This is a genomic window from Legionella stuttgartensis (assembly GCF_977063405.2).
In genome coordinates, this window is record NZ_CDRUHA020000044.1 from 52,045 (window position 1) to 67,946 (window position 15,902).

Sequence of the window (15,902 nt, forward strand, 5' to 3'; positions counted from 1 at the left end):
TTTTGATTTATTCAACAATGCCATATTGGATCATCCCGCCAATTATTTATAAATCCCATTTCAATTCCTGGAAACTGCTCATTTCTTTCAAATAGCTCAAAGAGCTTTATTTTCCAATTAGATTCAGGTGCAATTGTTTCTAATAATTGATCTATGATAAAAGCGATTAATTGAAAACGATAGTTACCATCAATATGGGTTTTAATAGGCGCATTCTTAGGTATTAGCGGAGGAATAACAAGCCATCTATTCCATAATCTTGAATGATGAGCACAGAGGTTCCTTGTATAGGTTAAACTTTTTATCCAAGATTCAATTACAGTTGTATGCTGACCTAAAAAAGAAGCAATCTCATTACGCACATCTTTCGACTGGATATTATTAAACATCTTAGAACAGACACCAAAGGAGAGTGCCTCAACCATCATCCAAATTGGTGGAAAATATGGTTTATCATAATTCTTATGATAATGTTGAATAAATAGTTCCTGCTTATTGGTACTAATCGTTTTAATTGTTTTTAGATAATCATCAAAAAAATCTCTTTCTCTATTTGCACCAGCTTTAGCCTTAAAATAATTTCGTTCTACATACCAAAAAGGATTAAATCGGATACTTGTCACATTGGTTAATGCCGCTCGAAATGCCACCTCTATTTTTTCAATTGCATCAGCAACAAGTAACCTTAGCTCTCTGTCAAATTGATAAAGCTGCCAAACTTGTTCAAATGTAGCGTTTTCTTTAAATTGGCGAGGGTTCTTTGCATTGTGGGATTGCTTAAAAGGCAAAAGATAGGATGATAAGCGATAATAACTTACTGTTTCCAATGCACGAATAGCTAGTTTTTGATCCTCAATCTGCAAACCCTGAGAAATTAAAAACTCCAGCTGTTGACTAACAGTAAGTGCAGGTTTCGTATAACTCTTTTCAGCCATAAAAAAATAACCCGTCGTGGTGCGCATCGTTGAGAGGCGTGACGGGCATGGTTAATCATATTATAGCGCAACCACTCTCAAATTCAAATACGCGTTTTGTATTTTTATTAACTCAGGTAATAAGAGATTATACCATTCAGAGTCAGTCTAATCAAAATACTAATAATCAACAATAGGACTCTAATGTGGCTGTATGTCGCACAGGGAAATATTGATTGGGACTGCCTAGCGCTGCCTGACACAACAGTGACGAAATCGTGCCGTAACAGTGACCGTTTGTAGTGTATTTGTGGCAGTTCTAGGCAGTAATTCGATGATTTGATGCATCGTAAGTTGTTGATTTATAATGTTTTCTATTATTGAGTATCAGGCTTCGAACCAAGGTGTCGGGGGTTCGAGTCCCTCCGAGCGCGCCATTTAATTTTATTTTTCTAAATCTATCCAACTGCTCATCAAGTGCTAGCCCATCTAAAAATGAACTAATATAGAAGAATACAAGAGAAGTAGATTAACCTTAGGGAGCTAAAAATGAATCATTATAGATTACGAGTAATGGATAAGGAAACAATAAAAATAATTAAAGATATCGGTGGTTATGAAAACCTTCTTGAAAATGGCCAGGATACTTGGGCTAATAATGAAGAGGACGCTAGAGTGAAATTAGTGGAGCAAAACATTTTTTCGAATTTTGGAAGAAACCGAGGACAACTACACCCAAGTAAAGAATGTTATAGGGGATTAAATGATATTTGGACTGACCCCAATAAAGTCGATATAAAACTTATTTGATTTTTGATTAGGATAGACCAGTTTTTCTGTATTCAATTTTTGAGCTACTCATGCAGATTAATCATTGTATAATTAAATACCTGGACGGGCGGAAGACTGGTACAACTTAGACGATCTTAACTCAATAAGCTGGAATTATGTTGAGATAGATTTTTTTAAGTTATCAGTGCTTCGGAAAAATAATAATAAAGAAAAATTGAGTTGAAAAGCATAGCTCTTGAGCTTTATATCAGCCAATCTGAAGTGACTAAAAGCACTGCCTAGTCCCTATAGATATTCATTATATATATTGTTTGTCAATAAAATGTTACCATCTTCATTGGTATATTTTTTTTCCATCTATTTTCTTCTTATTGCCTATCAAGGGAAATTCATTTTTATCCTGCAATTTCTTTATATTACCTCATAGTCATTAGGAGCAATTAGCTATTTCTATAGGATATCTATGAGCTACCAAACGTGCCATTATTGTTTAGAAATTAAAAATGATTTTTCATTAAGAGGTAAATCTCGAGCTAAAAATGGAAAATTCCTTTGCTATCATCTCTGTGCATCATGTACTCAAAAATTAATTAGCATTAATAGTTTCTCTGATAAAGAAAGTCGTCAGGTTTTTTTAAAAGTAGTAAAAGAAAACGCTCAAAAAATTCCTATATATGTTGAGGAATAGCATCCTTAAGATTGAGGTAATTTAAGAGCACACTAATAGGGACTGGTTCGAAATTCTTTTTCAATCAGATGTGTTTTGTTGTCAGTAATTTGACCATTGAAATTACCAAATTCTCCATCGTGTTGGGTTGGCACCAAATAAAAAGAGGGTCTAAATTATTCCCAGGAGCGTTTAATTTTGATGTCATCAAAATATATTTTTGCGGTATAGGTAAACATTTTATCTCGATATAAAGTGTATAAGCGCACAACAATTAAGAATAAAAATAAAATGTTTATGCACTCCTTTAACATAAATAAGATTGACTTTTAACCTTAAAGAGTAGTAACCTAGTCTCAGCTAGAAAATGTCTATTTTATACTCTCCAAATCGTCGTTTTATTCATTTAATCCCTCGCTCTGTAGTTTTTAATTCTTGACCGGTTTCCGGCTAAATTCGCCTATGCAGGCATTATAATAAATATAAGGATTACTTATGTCTAAAACAGTAAACGGAATCGTTAAATGGTTTAACGAATCAAAAGGGTTTGGTTTTATTGAGCAAGATTCCGGGCCAGATGTATTTGCTCACTTTAAAGAAATTTTAAGTTCTGGCTTCAAAACCCTCACAGAAGGTCAGCGAGTACAATTCATTGTGACACAAGGAGCAAAAGGCCTTCAAGCACAAAATATAATAGCTCTTTAATTTAAGTAGTTAATATTATTTAGCCACTATATCTCTCTGTAGTTTGTAGTGGTTACTTTGAGGAAACGACGGTGAGGCAAAATAAAGTTTATGTAGGCAACTTACACTTTGGAGTTACTGAAGAAACGTTACAAGCAGAATTTTCAAAATATGGAAAGATAGACGAGCTTCTTTTAATCAAAGATCGCTTTACTGGCCACATCAAAGGTTTTGGCTTTATAACCTTTAGTTCCCAACAAGAAGCTCAATCCTCTTTAGATATGAATGGGAAAATGATGGAAGGCCGTCCATTAAAAGTAACTATGGCCAAAGAGAAATACACCTCACGCGGACGTCATCGATAATTTATACTAGTTTTTAATATATTAAAGCTTTGCCCAGCAGACAGATTGTCCTATGCATTTTTACCTTTAATATCAAACCATTTTATCCATAAAAAGTAATCTGCAGCATTTATGGACGAGAAAAAGACAGTTATTGAACTGTGACAAAAACTTGTCTCCACTGTGGCTGTAATAGGCAGTTTTAGGCAGTTCTATTGAATTTGACACTTCACAATGTATTGATTTATAACGAATTTACAACTGAGCGTCATCACAAGCCCCTTTTATTGCGCACAATTGATATGACCCAGCTCGTATGGTATTCATAGCATCTCCTAGACTCGTGTTTTGAGATCATCTAAAAATAGGGTCGTGATGGTTTCATTTAGACCTAAATCGATTATCCCTGTGCACCCTATTTTAGACCTATATACCATGTAGATTGATATTAACTAAATACACCATGAATCAAATTTTAAGTGGCCGGAGCTTTTCTTTGATATGATAAAACAAGTATGTAATACATTAAGGTTTCCTTGATTCATTTGATGAATCAAAAGAAACGGTCGAATTTTAAGTGTTTTCTACATTAAGCTTTGACTTCGAACTTAGTTCTTATTAGATCGGACTATAGCCCTTTAGGGAGCAAACCATAGAAACCGAGGATCTCTCGTCGGTTTTAGAGATAGTGTACAAGCTGTAAAAAATGGGTACGTTTACAGCCTAAACTCCCGCTATATCTATAGTATTCATTTGTACATCCATTTGCTTAGTACCACGTACAATGGAAACAGTGACTTGATCCCCTACTTTTATTTCCGTAAGCATATTATATAACGCATCATAGTTACGAACTGGTTGACCATTAAGTGCTACGATAATATCACCTACTACGATTCGTCCCCAATCATCTCGATAAGTAGCTCTTAAATGCGCCTCAGCAGCTGGGGTATTAGGTAAAACATCTGCAATCAAGATCCCTTTAGTTATACCTAATTGACGTGCAATCGTAGATGGAGCACTTTGAATACCTATGCCAGACATACCACTCGCCCGTTTTTAATAATTTGCGTTACGATACGTTCAATATCATCAGCTGGCACAGCAAAACCAATACCAGCAGATGAACCCGATGGAGAGTAAATCATTGTATATGCCAACTAACTGCCCAGCACTGTTCAATAAGGGGCCGCCAGAGTTACCAGGATTAATTGGCCGTCGCCCATCTGTGAACACAACTACTTTAGGTGATGCATCATGAAAAACTTGTACTGTATTTTGTTCATCAGGAAGAGGAGAGTCTAGATTTAAACCATATCCTGGGAAAATCAAAATAAAGTTTTTTTGTTCTTAAAAAGGAATCTAACCATTAAAGCGGTCTTATCAACCAACAAAGTATTCAATGCCTCCTGTATTGCAAGTTCTGTGGCCGAATCTAATGCGGAAGTTGCCTCATCAAACAATAGAATCGGGGCTTTTTTTTAAAATAGCCCTTGCAATTGCAATACGTTGCTGCTGGCCACCTGATAGTTTTACACCCTGCTCACTGATAATCGAGTCATATTGATGTTATAGTGCAGTAATAAAATCATGACACTTTAGGTTTTTGGAGTTTTCTGCCGTTAAGCAACAAAGCCTTCCGGCGACATCAGCACACAAGTCCAAGGCAATAAAGGTGATCCCAGCGGCGTTCGGTGTATTCGAGGTTTAACCTTTTGATTCAGCCCTCTAATAACAATGCGGGGTGGCTACTCGACAGAGTTTGGCGTTTGACCCTGATTAATCCATTGCACAAAACGCTTTGCTTGATTTACCCATAATTCCGGGTAAAGCAGAGTGAAATGGCCATGCGAGTCAGCTGTTCCTTTTTGCAGAATCCATTGACCCTGTTTTACTTTTTTAATTAATTGAGGCATTCGATAAAATTCAGGTGAATCCAAAGCATCATCCGTGAAATCCAGTGCAAATACTTTGGTTTGTATAGTCGATAAGTGGGGCTCTGGATTATAGTCTCTTGATGCTTCCATAACGTAAATAATGTCATTAGCATCTTGTTTTGTACTCCCATCCATTGCTGAGTGAATGTAATTGGTCGTTTGTTTTGCATTAGACAGGGTATGTTGCATATGTGGTACTCCATCCACCATCATCGCTACGAAAGGCCACACTGCCTTGATTCCATAAGGAGAACTTTTATAACTTCCGTTTTGCCAAGAAGGATCCTTTTTTATACTTTCCACCACTATTTGTCGCCACAGTAAATTTCGTCCATCAACTGCTTTAGGAAGACAGACTATCGCCATAATCCCATCCATTAATTGCGGATATAATTCACTCCACATCCAACTGTGCATACCTCCCATTGAGGTTCCAACTATCATTTTTAGATGTGATATTTTTAAATGTTGCGTGATTAATCGGTGTTGTAATTCGACCATGTCTTGATAACTATAATTCGGGAATTTCATGCGCAGGCCGTCACTTGGTTTGCTTGATTGTCCTTGGCCAATATTATCAGGAAAAATTAGAAAATAGTTCTGTGCATCAAAGGGCTGTCCGGGAGCCAAAAGTGTTTTCTCGAAACGTTTAAACATTTCGCTGCCACTTCCCCCCGTCCAATGTAAGAATAACACTGCATTTTCAATCTCCCCTAGCCGATTCTTTTTTGCTGTTCCCATAGTAACATAGTGAATTTTAAGGTTTTTTAAACTTTGACCATTTTTAAATAAGTATTGAGGAATAATATAATTACCTTCCTTAATATTCTGTATCTGTGGGGTAATATTTGCTGCTTCCTGTACGGTTGTTCCACAAGCTTGTGGTACTCGAAATACAAGTACAAAGCAAAGCAAAATAAGATTAATAATTTTCATTAAAATTCATCCTGTAATGATTCGCATTAGCGTCTGCAGGCAAAGGTGTAATACACTGAGTGGAAAATATATTTGCCAAATATTGTCTTGTCTAAATCAATATACAGTGGCTCCTTAAAAATGAGCGGATGTTTTTAGTGCAAAAATAGTTTACTTGTAAGTAATGTTATTTATTATTATTTTTTACTAACATATATTATATCATGTAAGCCATCATGCACTTGACTAAATTACCAAACAAATAAGCAAAATATAAACTGACCTATTGAGAATGGATGTAATGAAGTGATTGTTTCAACAATTCTCCTACATACTGTATTATTCTAGAGTCGGCACGATTCTTGTGACAGTACCAACACAATTTTATTTTTTCAGAGTAATCGTTTATTTCTAAATTTATCAACCCCTCATCACAATATTGCTTTGGCAATGCGCTCCAACCTAAACTTGTTTTTACCAATTTTTGTATTGCATCTAAAGAAAATAGCTCATGACCTACTAGAAGTGGTAATTCATGCTTGGAAAAAATTCGTTCTAAATTATCACGAATGGAAAACCCTCGTTCAGTCAAGATACACGGATATTGAGCAAGCTTCTTTAAATCAATGTTTTTTTCATTTGCTAATTCATGTTTAGGTGATACAACAATGATAATATCCTCTTCATCAAGTTGATTGCTTATAATTGCACTATCAACCATTAGATCTTCAGTGGTTAGAGCCAGATCAATCAACCCATTTTGTAACCCCGGAATAAGCTCTTGCTTCGTCATCTGTTTAATGTGCAAATTGGGGAAATTGATTTGATTTGTAATCAAATAATCGATAAATAGTGGCAAAAATTTTAAAGATGGAAAAGTTGAAGTACCAAGAAATATCGGTATTTCTTCAAGCTCGGGATTTCTTAAATTATCAGCAGCATTGTACATGGTATGCAGAAGCAACCGAGCATACGGTATGAGTAACTGTCCTTCCATGGTGGGAAAAATCATTCCCCCTCTCGTTTCAAATAATTTGACTTTGAACTCATTCTCCAAATTACTGATGCGTTTGCTTACCGCTGATTGAGTAACATACAAACGCTTTGCTGCAAGTGAAAAAGAGCGATACTCATAAACCATTAAAAAAGATTTTAATTCGTTGCTATTCATATGAGCTCAAGCTATTAGTGTAACTAACATCTTAAGAAAACATCTATAGATGCATATAATAATTTATTATATTAGCATCAATAAAAAACAGTTCTACAAAAATGAGCGATAAAGTTACAAATTATTTAAGTTATTTAACCTAATACAACACCCTAAATTGACTTAAATCATAAAAAAAGGAATATCGACTTATAATTTGTAAGTTTAATTCTTCTTATTTAGATATGACTTATTCCATCTAAGAATAGAGTGATTTCCTTTTTTTACAATGATTTTAATTTATCCTTCATGTCTATCCTTCAAACTTATTCATGCAAATTAATAATTTGGAGACAATTTTATGCAAACACGTTTTGATAATACTACTCGTTCGGATACTACCCATCTCGTAATCTATTTTTGCGGAACAGGGAACCCTGGAACCTCCTTTGAAAACCTCGCGGCTCCTTACTTAAGAGAGGTTAGCGATAAAGTCACAACCGTTTTTGTAAATGGTTGCGATCATCCTGAAGTCTGCAACAGTACAGCTGATCCTGATCTTTCCAAATTTGCTGCGCGATTTACTAAAACAGTCTTTCGCACCGAGAATGGGCAATTATTCTTAAGTGCCAAAGATCTGACGCAGCTTAAGGTAGGGATTAAATGGAATACTCAGGAATCCGCAACGAAACCAATTGATAAAATATCTTTGGTTGGATACAGCCGCGGTGCAGTTACTACCTTTGAAATTGGCAATGAATTAAACAAATTGCAACAGTCTTCAGGCATAGTAGTTCCTGTGCGAATTGTTGCTGAGCAGCCAGTTCCTGGAAATTATACCAATCTTTTGCCAAGTTCGGTTGTTGCGCATGCTTCTAATTGTGTCAAGGCAATAAATATTGAATCTGCGACGATTATATTGGCTGCCTATGCTCCTCAATTAGATGAAGGATTAAATTTTATTCAGAAAAAAATGCATGCAGGCTTTTTCTCACAAATGGTTCCCAAGTTTCATAAAGATTTACAACCTGAATTGATATTCATTCCAAGACAACATCATTGGTCTCCATTTATGGGACATGAGCTTCATATGATGCGTGAGTTAATGAAAGGACTCCGTGCGGACGGCTTAATTTCGTCCTATAGTGTAAATGAGCTGACGCGAATGATTAAAGAACAATACCAGGCTTATCCGAAAAAACTATGGGCTTTTCCTAGACCATCACAATTACAAGACATCTTTAATGTTGACGATAAAAAAGAGCTCTATCAGCACATTGATGAGTACCACCCTGACCCTGCTCCCTATAAAGCAATGGGTGAACCAGTTTCAAATGCTCAAAATCGATCGAGTTTGTTCTCATTTCTATCTAGTTTTAACCCTTCAAGTTCGGGAGCAATAGGGATGAGCTGTCCTCCGAGTCATTTTGACTTAATCCAAAGTAATTTTTGGACTTAAGATTAGCAAGCGGAGCCTTGATTTACGCTAAGTTGCATCAAGGCTTGCTTAAATTTTGAATTGGCACAAAACTGTTATTCCCGTAAAGATTCGATAAGCAGCTAATAACAGAGAGCATGTATGGGAAACCAACCTCGCCCCATAGTTTTCTTGCTTCCCACCAACGATCATACCCTGCATAACACGAAAAAGAGAGTGAACAAGCTGTAAAAAATGGATACTTTATAGCACCTAAACTCCCGCTATATCTATAGTATTCATTTGTACGTCCATTTGCTTAGTACCACGCACAATGGATACAGTGACTTGATCCCCTACTTTTATTTCCGTAAGCATATTATATAACGCATCATAGTTACGAACTGGGTGACCATTAAGTGCTACGATAATATCACCTACTACGATTCGTCCCCAATCATCTCGATAAGTACCTCTTAAATGTGCCTCAGCAGCAGGGGTATTAGGTAAAACATCTGCAATCAAAATCCCTTTATTTATACCCAATTGACGTGCAATCGTAGATGGAGCACTTTGAATACCTATGCCAGACAATACCACTCGCCCGTTTTTAATAATTTGCGTTACGATACGTTCAATATCATCAGCTGGCACAGCAAAACCAATACCAGCAGATGAACCCGATGTAGAGTAAATCATTGTGTTCATGCCAACTAACTGCCCAGCACTGTTCAATAACGGGCCGCCAGAGTTACCAGGATTAATTGGAGTATCTGTTTGAATCATGTTCCGAATCGTAACCCCACCGATCCCAGGAACTTTCCTACCCAAAGCAGAAATAACTCCTTTAGATAAGCTATGATCCAAGCCATAAGGATTACCAATTGCAATCGCTTTTTGGCCCACAATGAGATCATTAAGATGCACTATTTGAAATGGCGTAAATTGCTTTAATAAAACCAGGGCTTGCGGTGAGTCAATCTTTAAAACAGCAATGTCTTTACGAGGCTCTGCTCCAACCACTTTTGCAGGGACTGTCATTTTTCCCAGCGTAATTGCTAGCTTATCCGCTCCCTTAATAACGTGATAATTCGTAACAATATACCCGTTGTTATCCCAAATAATTCCAGAACCGGCTCCATCTTTAACTTCCATTTTTTCAAGTGAAGGGTTAGTTACCGTCGCCCATCTGTGAACATAAACTACTTTAGGTGATGCATCATGAAAAACTTGTACTGTATTTTGTTCATCAGGGAGAAGAGAGTCTAGATTTAAACTATATCCTGGGAAGACCAAAATAAAGTGTAAAATAAAATATATAAACCGTTGTTTTGCCATCGATATATCTCCACCAATTAGATTAAGACTTAGCGCTCTAGCAAACCCGCATTGAAAAGACAAAGAAAAAAAATCAAAAAAAGAAATCCCTGAGGATTTCGAAGATATTTATCTTAGCTCTTTTAAATGAATGGGCATTTTTTTATTTCGAAAATATTTTGCAACGCATTAGAAGCACAGTCAACGCTCGAAATAATGATAATTTTTTAACATTCATTGGTGTAATGTTTGCTATGTTTAATAATATTATCAATGAATTACTTTTGATTTTAGAACCCATTCGACCAACTCAGAACTGCTTAATCAAACGTATCTCAATTGTGACTAGACTACGCTGTAAAGTAATTTGTGAATTTGACGCATCACAAGATATTGCTCTATAACAAATTTAAAACTGAACCAAGGTGTCGAGGGTTCGAGTCCCTCCGAGCGCGCCATTTAATGGCTCTTTCCCAATTACGGGGACACTGACTATTTAGCTCATTTCCATTTAAGGAGGAAGCTATAATCAGCCGCAGAGGACCTCAACACGAACTCTGTAATTTTCAAAATTCCACCCATATGAATCAACGCTGCACCGAGTCAGAACTGGACAATAAGAACTGAAGGCTTCTACGAATAAGTCATAAATTATTAATCATAACTATGTATGAACGAAAAAAAGGAAAGTACTTTCATTAGGTAACAAGAAACTTCCGACACACTCCTTAAATCAGAAAAACTTCCTATTAATGTTAACTTAATAAACTGAATGTATAATTACACCTTAATTAGAACAATAATTATCCTCATTGACTCAATTTAGAGATTATATTTATGTTTAGTAAAATAGTAGAACAACGACTTCAAAGCGTCTTAAATGATTCTAATCGAGAAGAGTTTAATGCTGTTATTGCAGACTCCTCTAAACTTGAAACACCAGAAGAGGAACTTCAATTCCTCCTGGCTTATCTAAATGGAATGATGGGAGAGGATAAAAAAAATGCAATTGTAAAACTCATGGGTGAGCTCTTGAGTAGCTATTTAATCTTTAACAATCCCTCCAGAGAATATTGCCAAAAATTAAACACGATATTGAAAGGTTATCAATCGAATGTTGGTAATAGTCCCGCTTACACTGAGCAACTGCAACAGATGAGGAGGAATTTGTCCCAACAAATAAAACTAAGGGATACATCGGAATTCAAATCTACGCTTTTGATAAATATGAGTCTGAGTGCGTGTGCGCTCATTACTCGGGGTTTGCTGGCAAAAAATAAATCTTTAAAAGGCGACTACCTTGATTTAATGATTGAAAAATTAAAAAATGTCTCACCTATAGATTTAAAAAAAACCCTTGTTCTACGACAAAATTATCTGATTTTAATCAAGGAATTAAAAAAAGCAAATTCAGCCAATCATCTTTCCAGCTTGGAAAAATTAGCTCGTCCCGTAGTGTTGATGCAAATTGGAGATATAGTCCAGGAACAAGTTGAAAGTAATAATAAAAATATAAGTGCAATTGAAAAGGAAATAAGAAACATAGAAATACCGGCGGATATCAGAATAAATTTAGAGAACCTTAAAAAATACGGTAAAGAGGTGCAGGAACTTGAAGCAGAATTAAAAAATATTGAAAAACTTTTATTAGAGGAAAAACAAAAAGAGCAAGTCCACCTTAAATATTTTGAGGAAGCAGAGAAGATATATTCTGGAGAGGACTTAAGTAATTTTAAAAAATTAGGCGAAATCTTGCTCGATAAGAGTTTAGAGGCGGTGAAATTAAGTCAGTCAAGATATCAACAGATAAATAGCCGCATTGTAGAATTTTCTCAACGAGTTGCACACCTGAGTTCGCAGGCAGAGAACGAAAATAAGGTAGTAAATAAAAAACATGAAGAAATTGAACAAAATTATAGAGAATTTTATTCTGCTCAGGAAAACGCCTTAGCCCAATTAGAAATTGTAAAAGCACAACACAAGGAAAGACTTAACTTTTTAAAAGAAAATAATTTACTCGATAATTCGCAAGATTTAGACGATGCTATAAAAATATTTGATGAGTTAGACGGTGTCAATGCAGCTTTTGAAGAAGCTGCGCGTAAATTTAAAGAAGTATTACGTTCTTTTGACCCATCAAAGGACCTAGCTGAAAAAAGGGAAAAAATAGCAAAGCTTTCAGAGGAACTGCTTAAGCTCTCTCAGAGATTCCAGATGCAAGATACTTTACTGCATTTAAGAAAACATTTGGAGAATTTGAGTCAACAAGTCAATTCAAGCATTGAGAAAACCAAAGTAGCTCAGGCTAGTTTACTTAAAGAGAGCGAATCTGCAAAAAGTGAACAACAAGAAATAGAAAAAAAAGTGGAAACTTGTGAGGAAGAGATAAAGCGTTTATCAACGAAGCAAGATGAAAATTGGAAGGATTTAAAATCATCTCTACAAAATCAAATCTCTGCAATAGACAGTAAAGCGAGCACTATCCAGTTAGTTTCCAAGAGTAATAGGGAGAAGATAGATAGTCTGGGTACTTCTATCTTTTGGTATGGATTACCCATTATCCGCTGGTTTTTTGGTGATCGGTTAAAAGCCTGTCAAACGGAAAGAGAAACTCTTTTAGATACAAATAAAAAACTAGGCAATCTAGAATCTAGTTTGCAAGCAATAAAAAAAGAAGCAAAAGAAATTGCCTCTAGTGAAGCTCCAATCACAGATTTTATTTCTCTGCAAGGTGCATATAGTGGGTTGAAAAATTTGCAGCAGCAAAATGATTCATTGCGCCAGTATATTCCTGATCTTATTTTTATAGAAGAAACTCAATATGTGAAAGTTCTTGAGCAAATATCTGAGCATACAAAGGAAAGGGAAACACTTGGAGATGAGTTAGAAAGAACAGAAACCGTTGTAGAAGATTTTACCAGGAGAGTAAGTGAAACTCAGAAAAAAATAGTCTTGTTAGAAAGTGACAAAGTAAGAACATTCACAGAGCTGCTCATTGAAGCACATGGGAAGGAAAAAGAAGGTATTGATCTTACTCAAATGGGAAACAAGAAATTTCTTCTACACCTCCAATCAAGTGCTGAAACAGGTAATCTAGACCAAATTAAACTAATTATAGAACACTGTACTCATCTTAATGCCCCCAACTCTAACGGTAATAATGCGCTACATTTTGCCGCTCATAAAGGGGAAGTTGGAACTGCAAAATTGTTGTTAAGCAACAACGAGCTATGGCACTCTAAAAATAAAGACGGTAATACCCCCTTACATTTTGCCGCTTTAGGGAACAAACCTGAAATAGTTAAGTTGTTGTTGGATAATCTTAAGGATCAGAATAGTAATTTTAAAAATCATAAAGGGAATACCCCTTTACATATAGCTGTTTCAAAAGGAAATCTTGGGATAGTTGACCTATTACTCAGTGATTTAAAAACTAAAAATTTGGAGTGGAATCTTCCTAACACTTCCGGGTATACCCCTTTAGACTCAGCCGTTTTCCAGGGAAAAGTAATGGTTGTGAATTTATTAATAGATGATTTAATACGTAGAAATGCTCACACTCAAGCTACTGTTCAATTTAATAATCTGTTGTTCATCGCCTATAAAAAATACTCCGAGGCTGAAGAACCTAATAAAAGAGAGAAAAGAAACAGTTTTGAACTCATTATTCAAAGGTTAAAGGAAGAAGGAGCTCGATTTGATTTAAGTAAACAGGATCATGCTGGAAATAATATTTTTCACCTGGCTGCGAAGAATGGAGATATTCATCGAATTAAAGAATTAACCAACCAGGATAAAAGCTTATTGAGCCAATTTGTGAGTAATCCAATTGATTTTTTTGTAAGTAACCCGATTAATAAGGAAAATGCCGAGGGTAAGACACCACTGCAATTAGCATTAGAGAATGATCATCTTCATGCAGTTCGATTACTGATTCTTTCTGGAGCCAATGTTGACAAACAAACTTTTGCAACAGAAAAAGGAAAACAGTTTCTGGCGGAAATATCGTCTATAGAGAATAAGGAAATATATCCCATATTCGTCAAAGAGGGATTAATAACCTCTCCAACCCAGAAGGCGCTAGGCTCATCAGAATTGGCAGAGAAAACTTCGACAGTAGATGGCAATGCGGAGTTGGCAGAAGATAATGATGAACCTAACACGCAAGAAATATTAGCAAAAGAAAGATTAGAAAAGGAAAGGTTAGCAAGAGAAAGGGAAGTAAGCGTTCAAAACAAAATAAAAGATATTGGTTCAATGGATTTTAATGATAAAAGAGTAAGAGATGCATTGATAGGAGAAATAAAATCAGCCCCATTACAGGTTAAATCGCGCTTAGCCAATGCCAAAGATAAAAATGGGAATAATCTTTTACATGTTTTAATTAATAATAAGGAAGAAAAAGCAGTTAAAGAGGTTTGTCAATATGCAGATGTCTATATTAAAGACAGAAGCAATAAATCTGCACTCACATTAGCCACAGAGTCTTTTCAAGAAGAAAATGGTTCTCTTATGGGGGTTTTAGGGAGTCTGGCAGGTAAAAGAAATGACGACGTTAAAGAGGCAAAAATTTATAAAGCCGTAGAAGAAAAAGCACGTAAACAAGATTCAGTCCAACTCAAGTCACTGAAAATAATGTTTGAAATGCGCTTAGTAATACAACAATTATTACCAAAACATAAGTCTCTAATATTAGCGCTTAAAATAAAAAAAGTAGAGATAGGTAAACTGGAGCTGATCAACAAAAGAGTTCGAGAAAACGCCGATAAAGTTTTTAATGAGATGCAGGAGACTAAACACAAAACGGAGAATAGGATTATACGCCCCCTAACATCTCAGGAAGTAGTTAAACTACAACTAGAGATGATGGGATTAATTGAGATATTAAAGGAAGATATAGCGTCTATGGAAGTTCAATTAAAATCCCGCAGAGATGCTGAGAAATACCAATGGCACTCCAGTGAACAGGACACCCCTTTACATCAAGACATTAAACGAGGCGAAATTGATATCTGGAGTCAAAGACGTAACGCAGAAGCGTTAGCGGAAAATATTAATAAAATGAGTGGCGGTTATCCCCCTTTACATTTAGCGATACTCTACGCAAAATCTAGCGATTCTCAAGAAGAGCAAGAGACAAGTTTACACATGGCTAAGTTTCTAATTGAAAAAGGTGCAGATATTAATGCTAAAAATACTAAGGGAGAAACAACATTACATTTACTGGCCCAACGAAGCGACCCGGCAGCACTGGAAATAATGAAATTACTCAAAGGACGTCAGGTCCAAACTGAGACTGTCGATAATGATGGAAATAATGCCCGACAGATAGCAACACGAGAAAAAAACCAGAATTTTCTTAATCTGTTCTCAACTAGATGTGAAGAGTTCATTAAAAAAGGGATTACATTTTTCGCAGCACCGGAGCAAGAATCGACTAGGGTTGCCTCAAAGATGAAAACAGAAGTGGTACCAGTATTTGTAGATAAGACCAATCTATTTAAACAAATAAGAAAGAAAAAACAAGAAGAACAACAACATCAACAAGAAACGACAAAACTGTCCGGTTAAAGCAGTTTTTAGCCGGGGGTAAATAGAAGTAGTGAGTAACTAATTCATAGAATAAAGCGATTACAAAGATTACATTTTAAATAGGGTACCAAAATTGGTACCCAGCATTCTCAACTGCTCTTTAAGTGCAGTAGTCATTCGTTTCATAGTCCATTAATGCAATACACGGGTTATTTAAATCTTTTGTAGAACAA

At 35.8% G+C, this 15,902-nt stretch carries 11 protein-coding genes and 1 pseudogene; 6 read left to right on the forward strand and 6 right to left on the reverse strand.

Annotated elements, in window-relative coordinates:
• Nucleotides 1-11: 11 nt before the first annotated feature.
• Entirely contained in the window at nt 12-935 is a 924-nt protein-coding gene (locus tag ACWTEW_RS11205; RefSeq protein ID WP_165482904.1) for an Abi family protein, read from the reverse strand.
• A 528-nt stretch (nt 936-1,463) separates the two neighbouring features.
• Here ACWTEW_RS11205 and ACWTEW_RS11210 point away from each other — a divergent pair.
• From ACWTEW_RS11210 to ACWTEW_RS11225, 4 genes are all read left to right on the forward strand, one after another.
• Nucleotides 1,464-1,724, forward strand: coding sequence for a hypothetical protein (locus ACWTEW_RS11210; protein WP_454781718.1), 261 nt, complete (start codon nt 1,464-1,466; stop codon nt 1,722-1,724).
• A 445-nt stretch (nt 1,725-2,169) separates the two neighbouring features.
• Nucleotides 2,170-2,394 (forward strand): hypothetical protein, encoded by a 225-nt coding sequence (locus tag ACWTEW_RS11215; RefSeq protein WP_454781719.1) that lies wholly within the window; start codon nt 2,170-2,172, stop codon nt 2,392-2,394.
• 474 nt (nt 2,395-2,868) lie between these two features.
• Nucleotides 2,869-3,078 (forward strand): cold-shock protein, encoded by a 210-nt coding sequence (locus ACWTEW_RS11220; protein WP_454781720.1) that lies wholly within the window; start codon nt 2,869-2,871, stop codon nt 3,076-3,078.
• A 71-nt stretch (nt 3,079-3,149) separates the two neighbouring features.
• A complete protein-coding gene (locus ACWTEW_RS11225; RefSeq protein ID WP_454781721.1) occupies nt 3,150-3,422 on the forward strand; it encodes an RNA recognition motif domain-containing protein in 273 nt (90 codons plus the stop codon).
• Nucleotides 3,423-4,124: 702 nt separating this feature from the next.
• Here ACWTEW_RS11225 and ACWTEW_RS11230 read toward each other — a convergent pair.
• From ACWTEW_RS11230 to ACWTEW_RS11245, 4 genes and pseudogenes are all read right to left on the reverse strand, one after another.
• A pseudogene (locus ACWTEW_RS11230) lies at nt 4,125-4,637 on the reverse strand (S1C family serine protease).
• Between the two features lie 219 nt (nt 4,638-4,856).
• Nucleotides 4,857-4,955 (reverse strand): ATP-binding cassette domain-containing protein, encoded by a 99-nt coding sequence (locus ACWTEW_RS11235; RefSeq protein WP_454782057.1) that lies wholly within the window; start codon nt 4,953-4,955, stop codon nt 4,857-4,859.
• A 194-nt stretch (nt 4,956-5,149) separates the two neighbouring features.
• Entirely contained in the window at nt 5,150-6,274 is a 1,125-nt protein-coding gene (locus ACWTEW_RS11240; protein ID WP_454781722.1) for an alpha/beta fold hydrolase, read from the reverse strand.
• Nucleotides 6,275-6,536: 262 nt separating this feature from the next.
• The gene (locus ACWTEW_RS11245; RefSeq protein ID WP_454781723.1) at nt 6,537-7,424 is read right to left on the reverse strand and encodes a LysR family transcriptional regulator; all 888 of its coding nucleotides are present in this window, start codon (nt 7,422-7,424) and stop codon (nt 6,537-6,539) included.
• A gap of 340 nt (nt 7,425-7,764) precedes the next feature.
• Here ACWTEW_RS11245 and ACWTEW_RS11250 point away from each other — a divergent pair, with 340 nt between their 5' ends.
• A complete protein-coding gene (locus ACWTEW_RS11250; protein WP_454781724.1) occupies nt 7,765-8,862 on the forward strand; it encodes a hypothetical protein in 1,098 nt (365 codons plus the stop codon).
• Nucleotides 8,863-9,093: 231 nt separating this feature from the next.
• On the opposite strand, the gene ACWTEW_RS11255 is transcribed toward ACWTEW_RS11250, so the two are convergent.
• Nucleotides 9,094-10,158 carry a S1C family serine protease gene (locus ACWTEW_RS11255; RefSeq protein WP_454781725.1) on the reverse strand — a complete coding sequence of 355 codons (1,065 nt, stop codon included), beginning with the start codon at nt 10,156-10,158 and terminating at the stop codon, nt 9,094-9,096.
• An 816-nt stretch (nt 10,159-10,974) separates the two neighbouring features.
• Between ACWTEW_RS11255 and ACWTEW_RS11260 the strand changes: the two genes are divergently transcribed.
• On the forward strand, nt 10,975-15,708 hold the full coding sequence (locus ACWTEW_RS11260; protein ID WP_454781726.1) for an ankyrin repeat domain-containing protein: 4,734 nt from the start codon (nt 10,975-10,977) through the stop codon (nt 15,706-15,708).
• Nucleotides 15,709-15,902: the final 194 nt, after the last annotated feature.

Excerpts from the sequence above, each read along its gene's own strand:
- ACWTEW_RS11240 (WP_454781722.1), bottom strand. The coding sequence starts at position 6,274 with ATGAAAATTATTAATCTTATTTTGCTTTGCTTTGTACTTGTATTTCGA.
- ACWTEW_RS11215 (WP_454781719.1), top strand. The coding sequence starts at position 2,170 with ATGAGCTACCAAACGTGCCATTATTGTTTAGAAATTAAAAATGATTTT.
- ACWTEW_RS11220 (WP_454781720.1), top strand. The coding sequence starts at position 2,869 with ATGTCTAAAACAGTAAACGGAATCGTTAAATGGTTTAACGAATCAAAA.
- ACWTEW_RS11210 (WP_454781718.1), top strand. The coding sequence starts at position 1,464 with ATGAATCATTATAGATTACGAGTAATGGATAAGGAAACAATAAAAATA.
- ACWTEW_RS11260 (WP_454781726.1), top strand. The coding sequence starts at position 10,975 with ATGTTTAGTAAAATAGTAGAACAACGACTTCAAAGCGTCTTAAATGAT.
- ACWTEW_RS11255 (WP_454781725.1), bottom strand. The coding sequence starts at position 10,158 with ATGGCAAAACAACGGTTTATATATTTTATTTTACACTTTATTTTGGTC.
- ACWTEW_RS11250 (WP_454781724.1), top strand. The coding sequence starts at position 7,765 with ATGCAAACACGTTTTGATAATACTACTCGTTCGGATACTACCCATCTC.
- ACWTEW_RS11205 (WP_165482904.1), bottom strand. The coding sequence starts at position 935 with ATGGCTGAAAAGAGTTATACGAAACCTGCACTTACTGTTAGTCAACAG.
- ACWTEW_RS11245 (WP_454781723.1), bottom strand. The coding sequence starts at position 7,424 with ATGAATAGCAACGAATTAAAATCTTTTTTAATGGTTTATGAGTATCGC.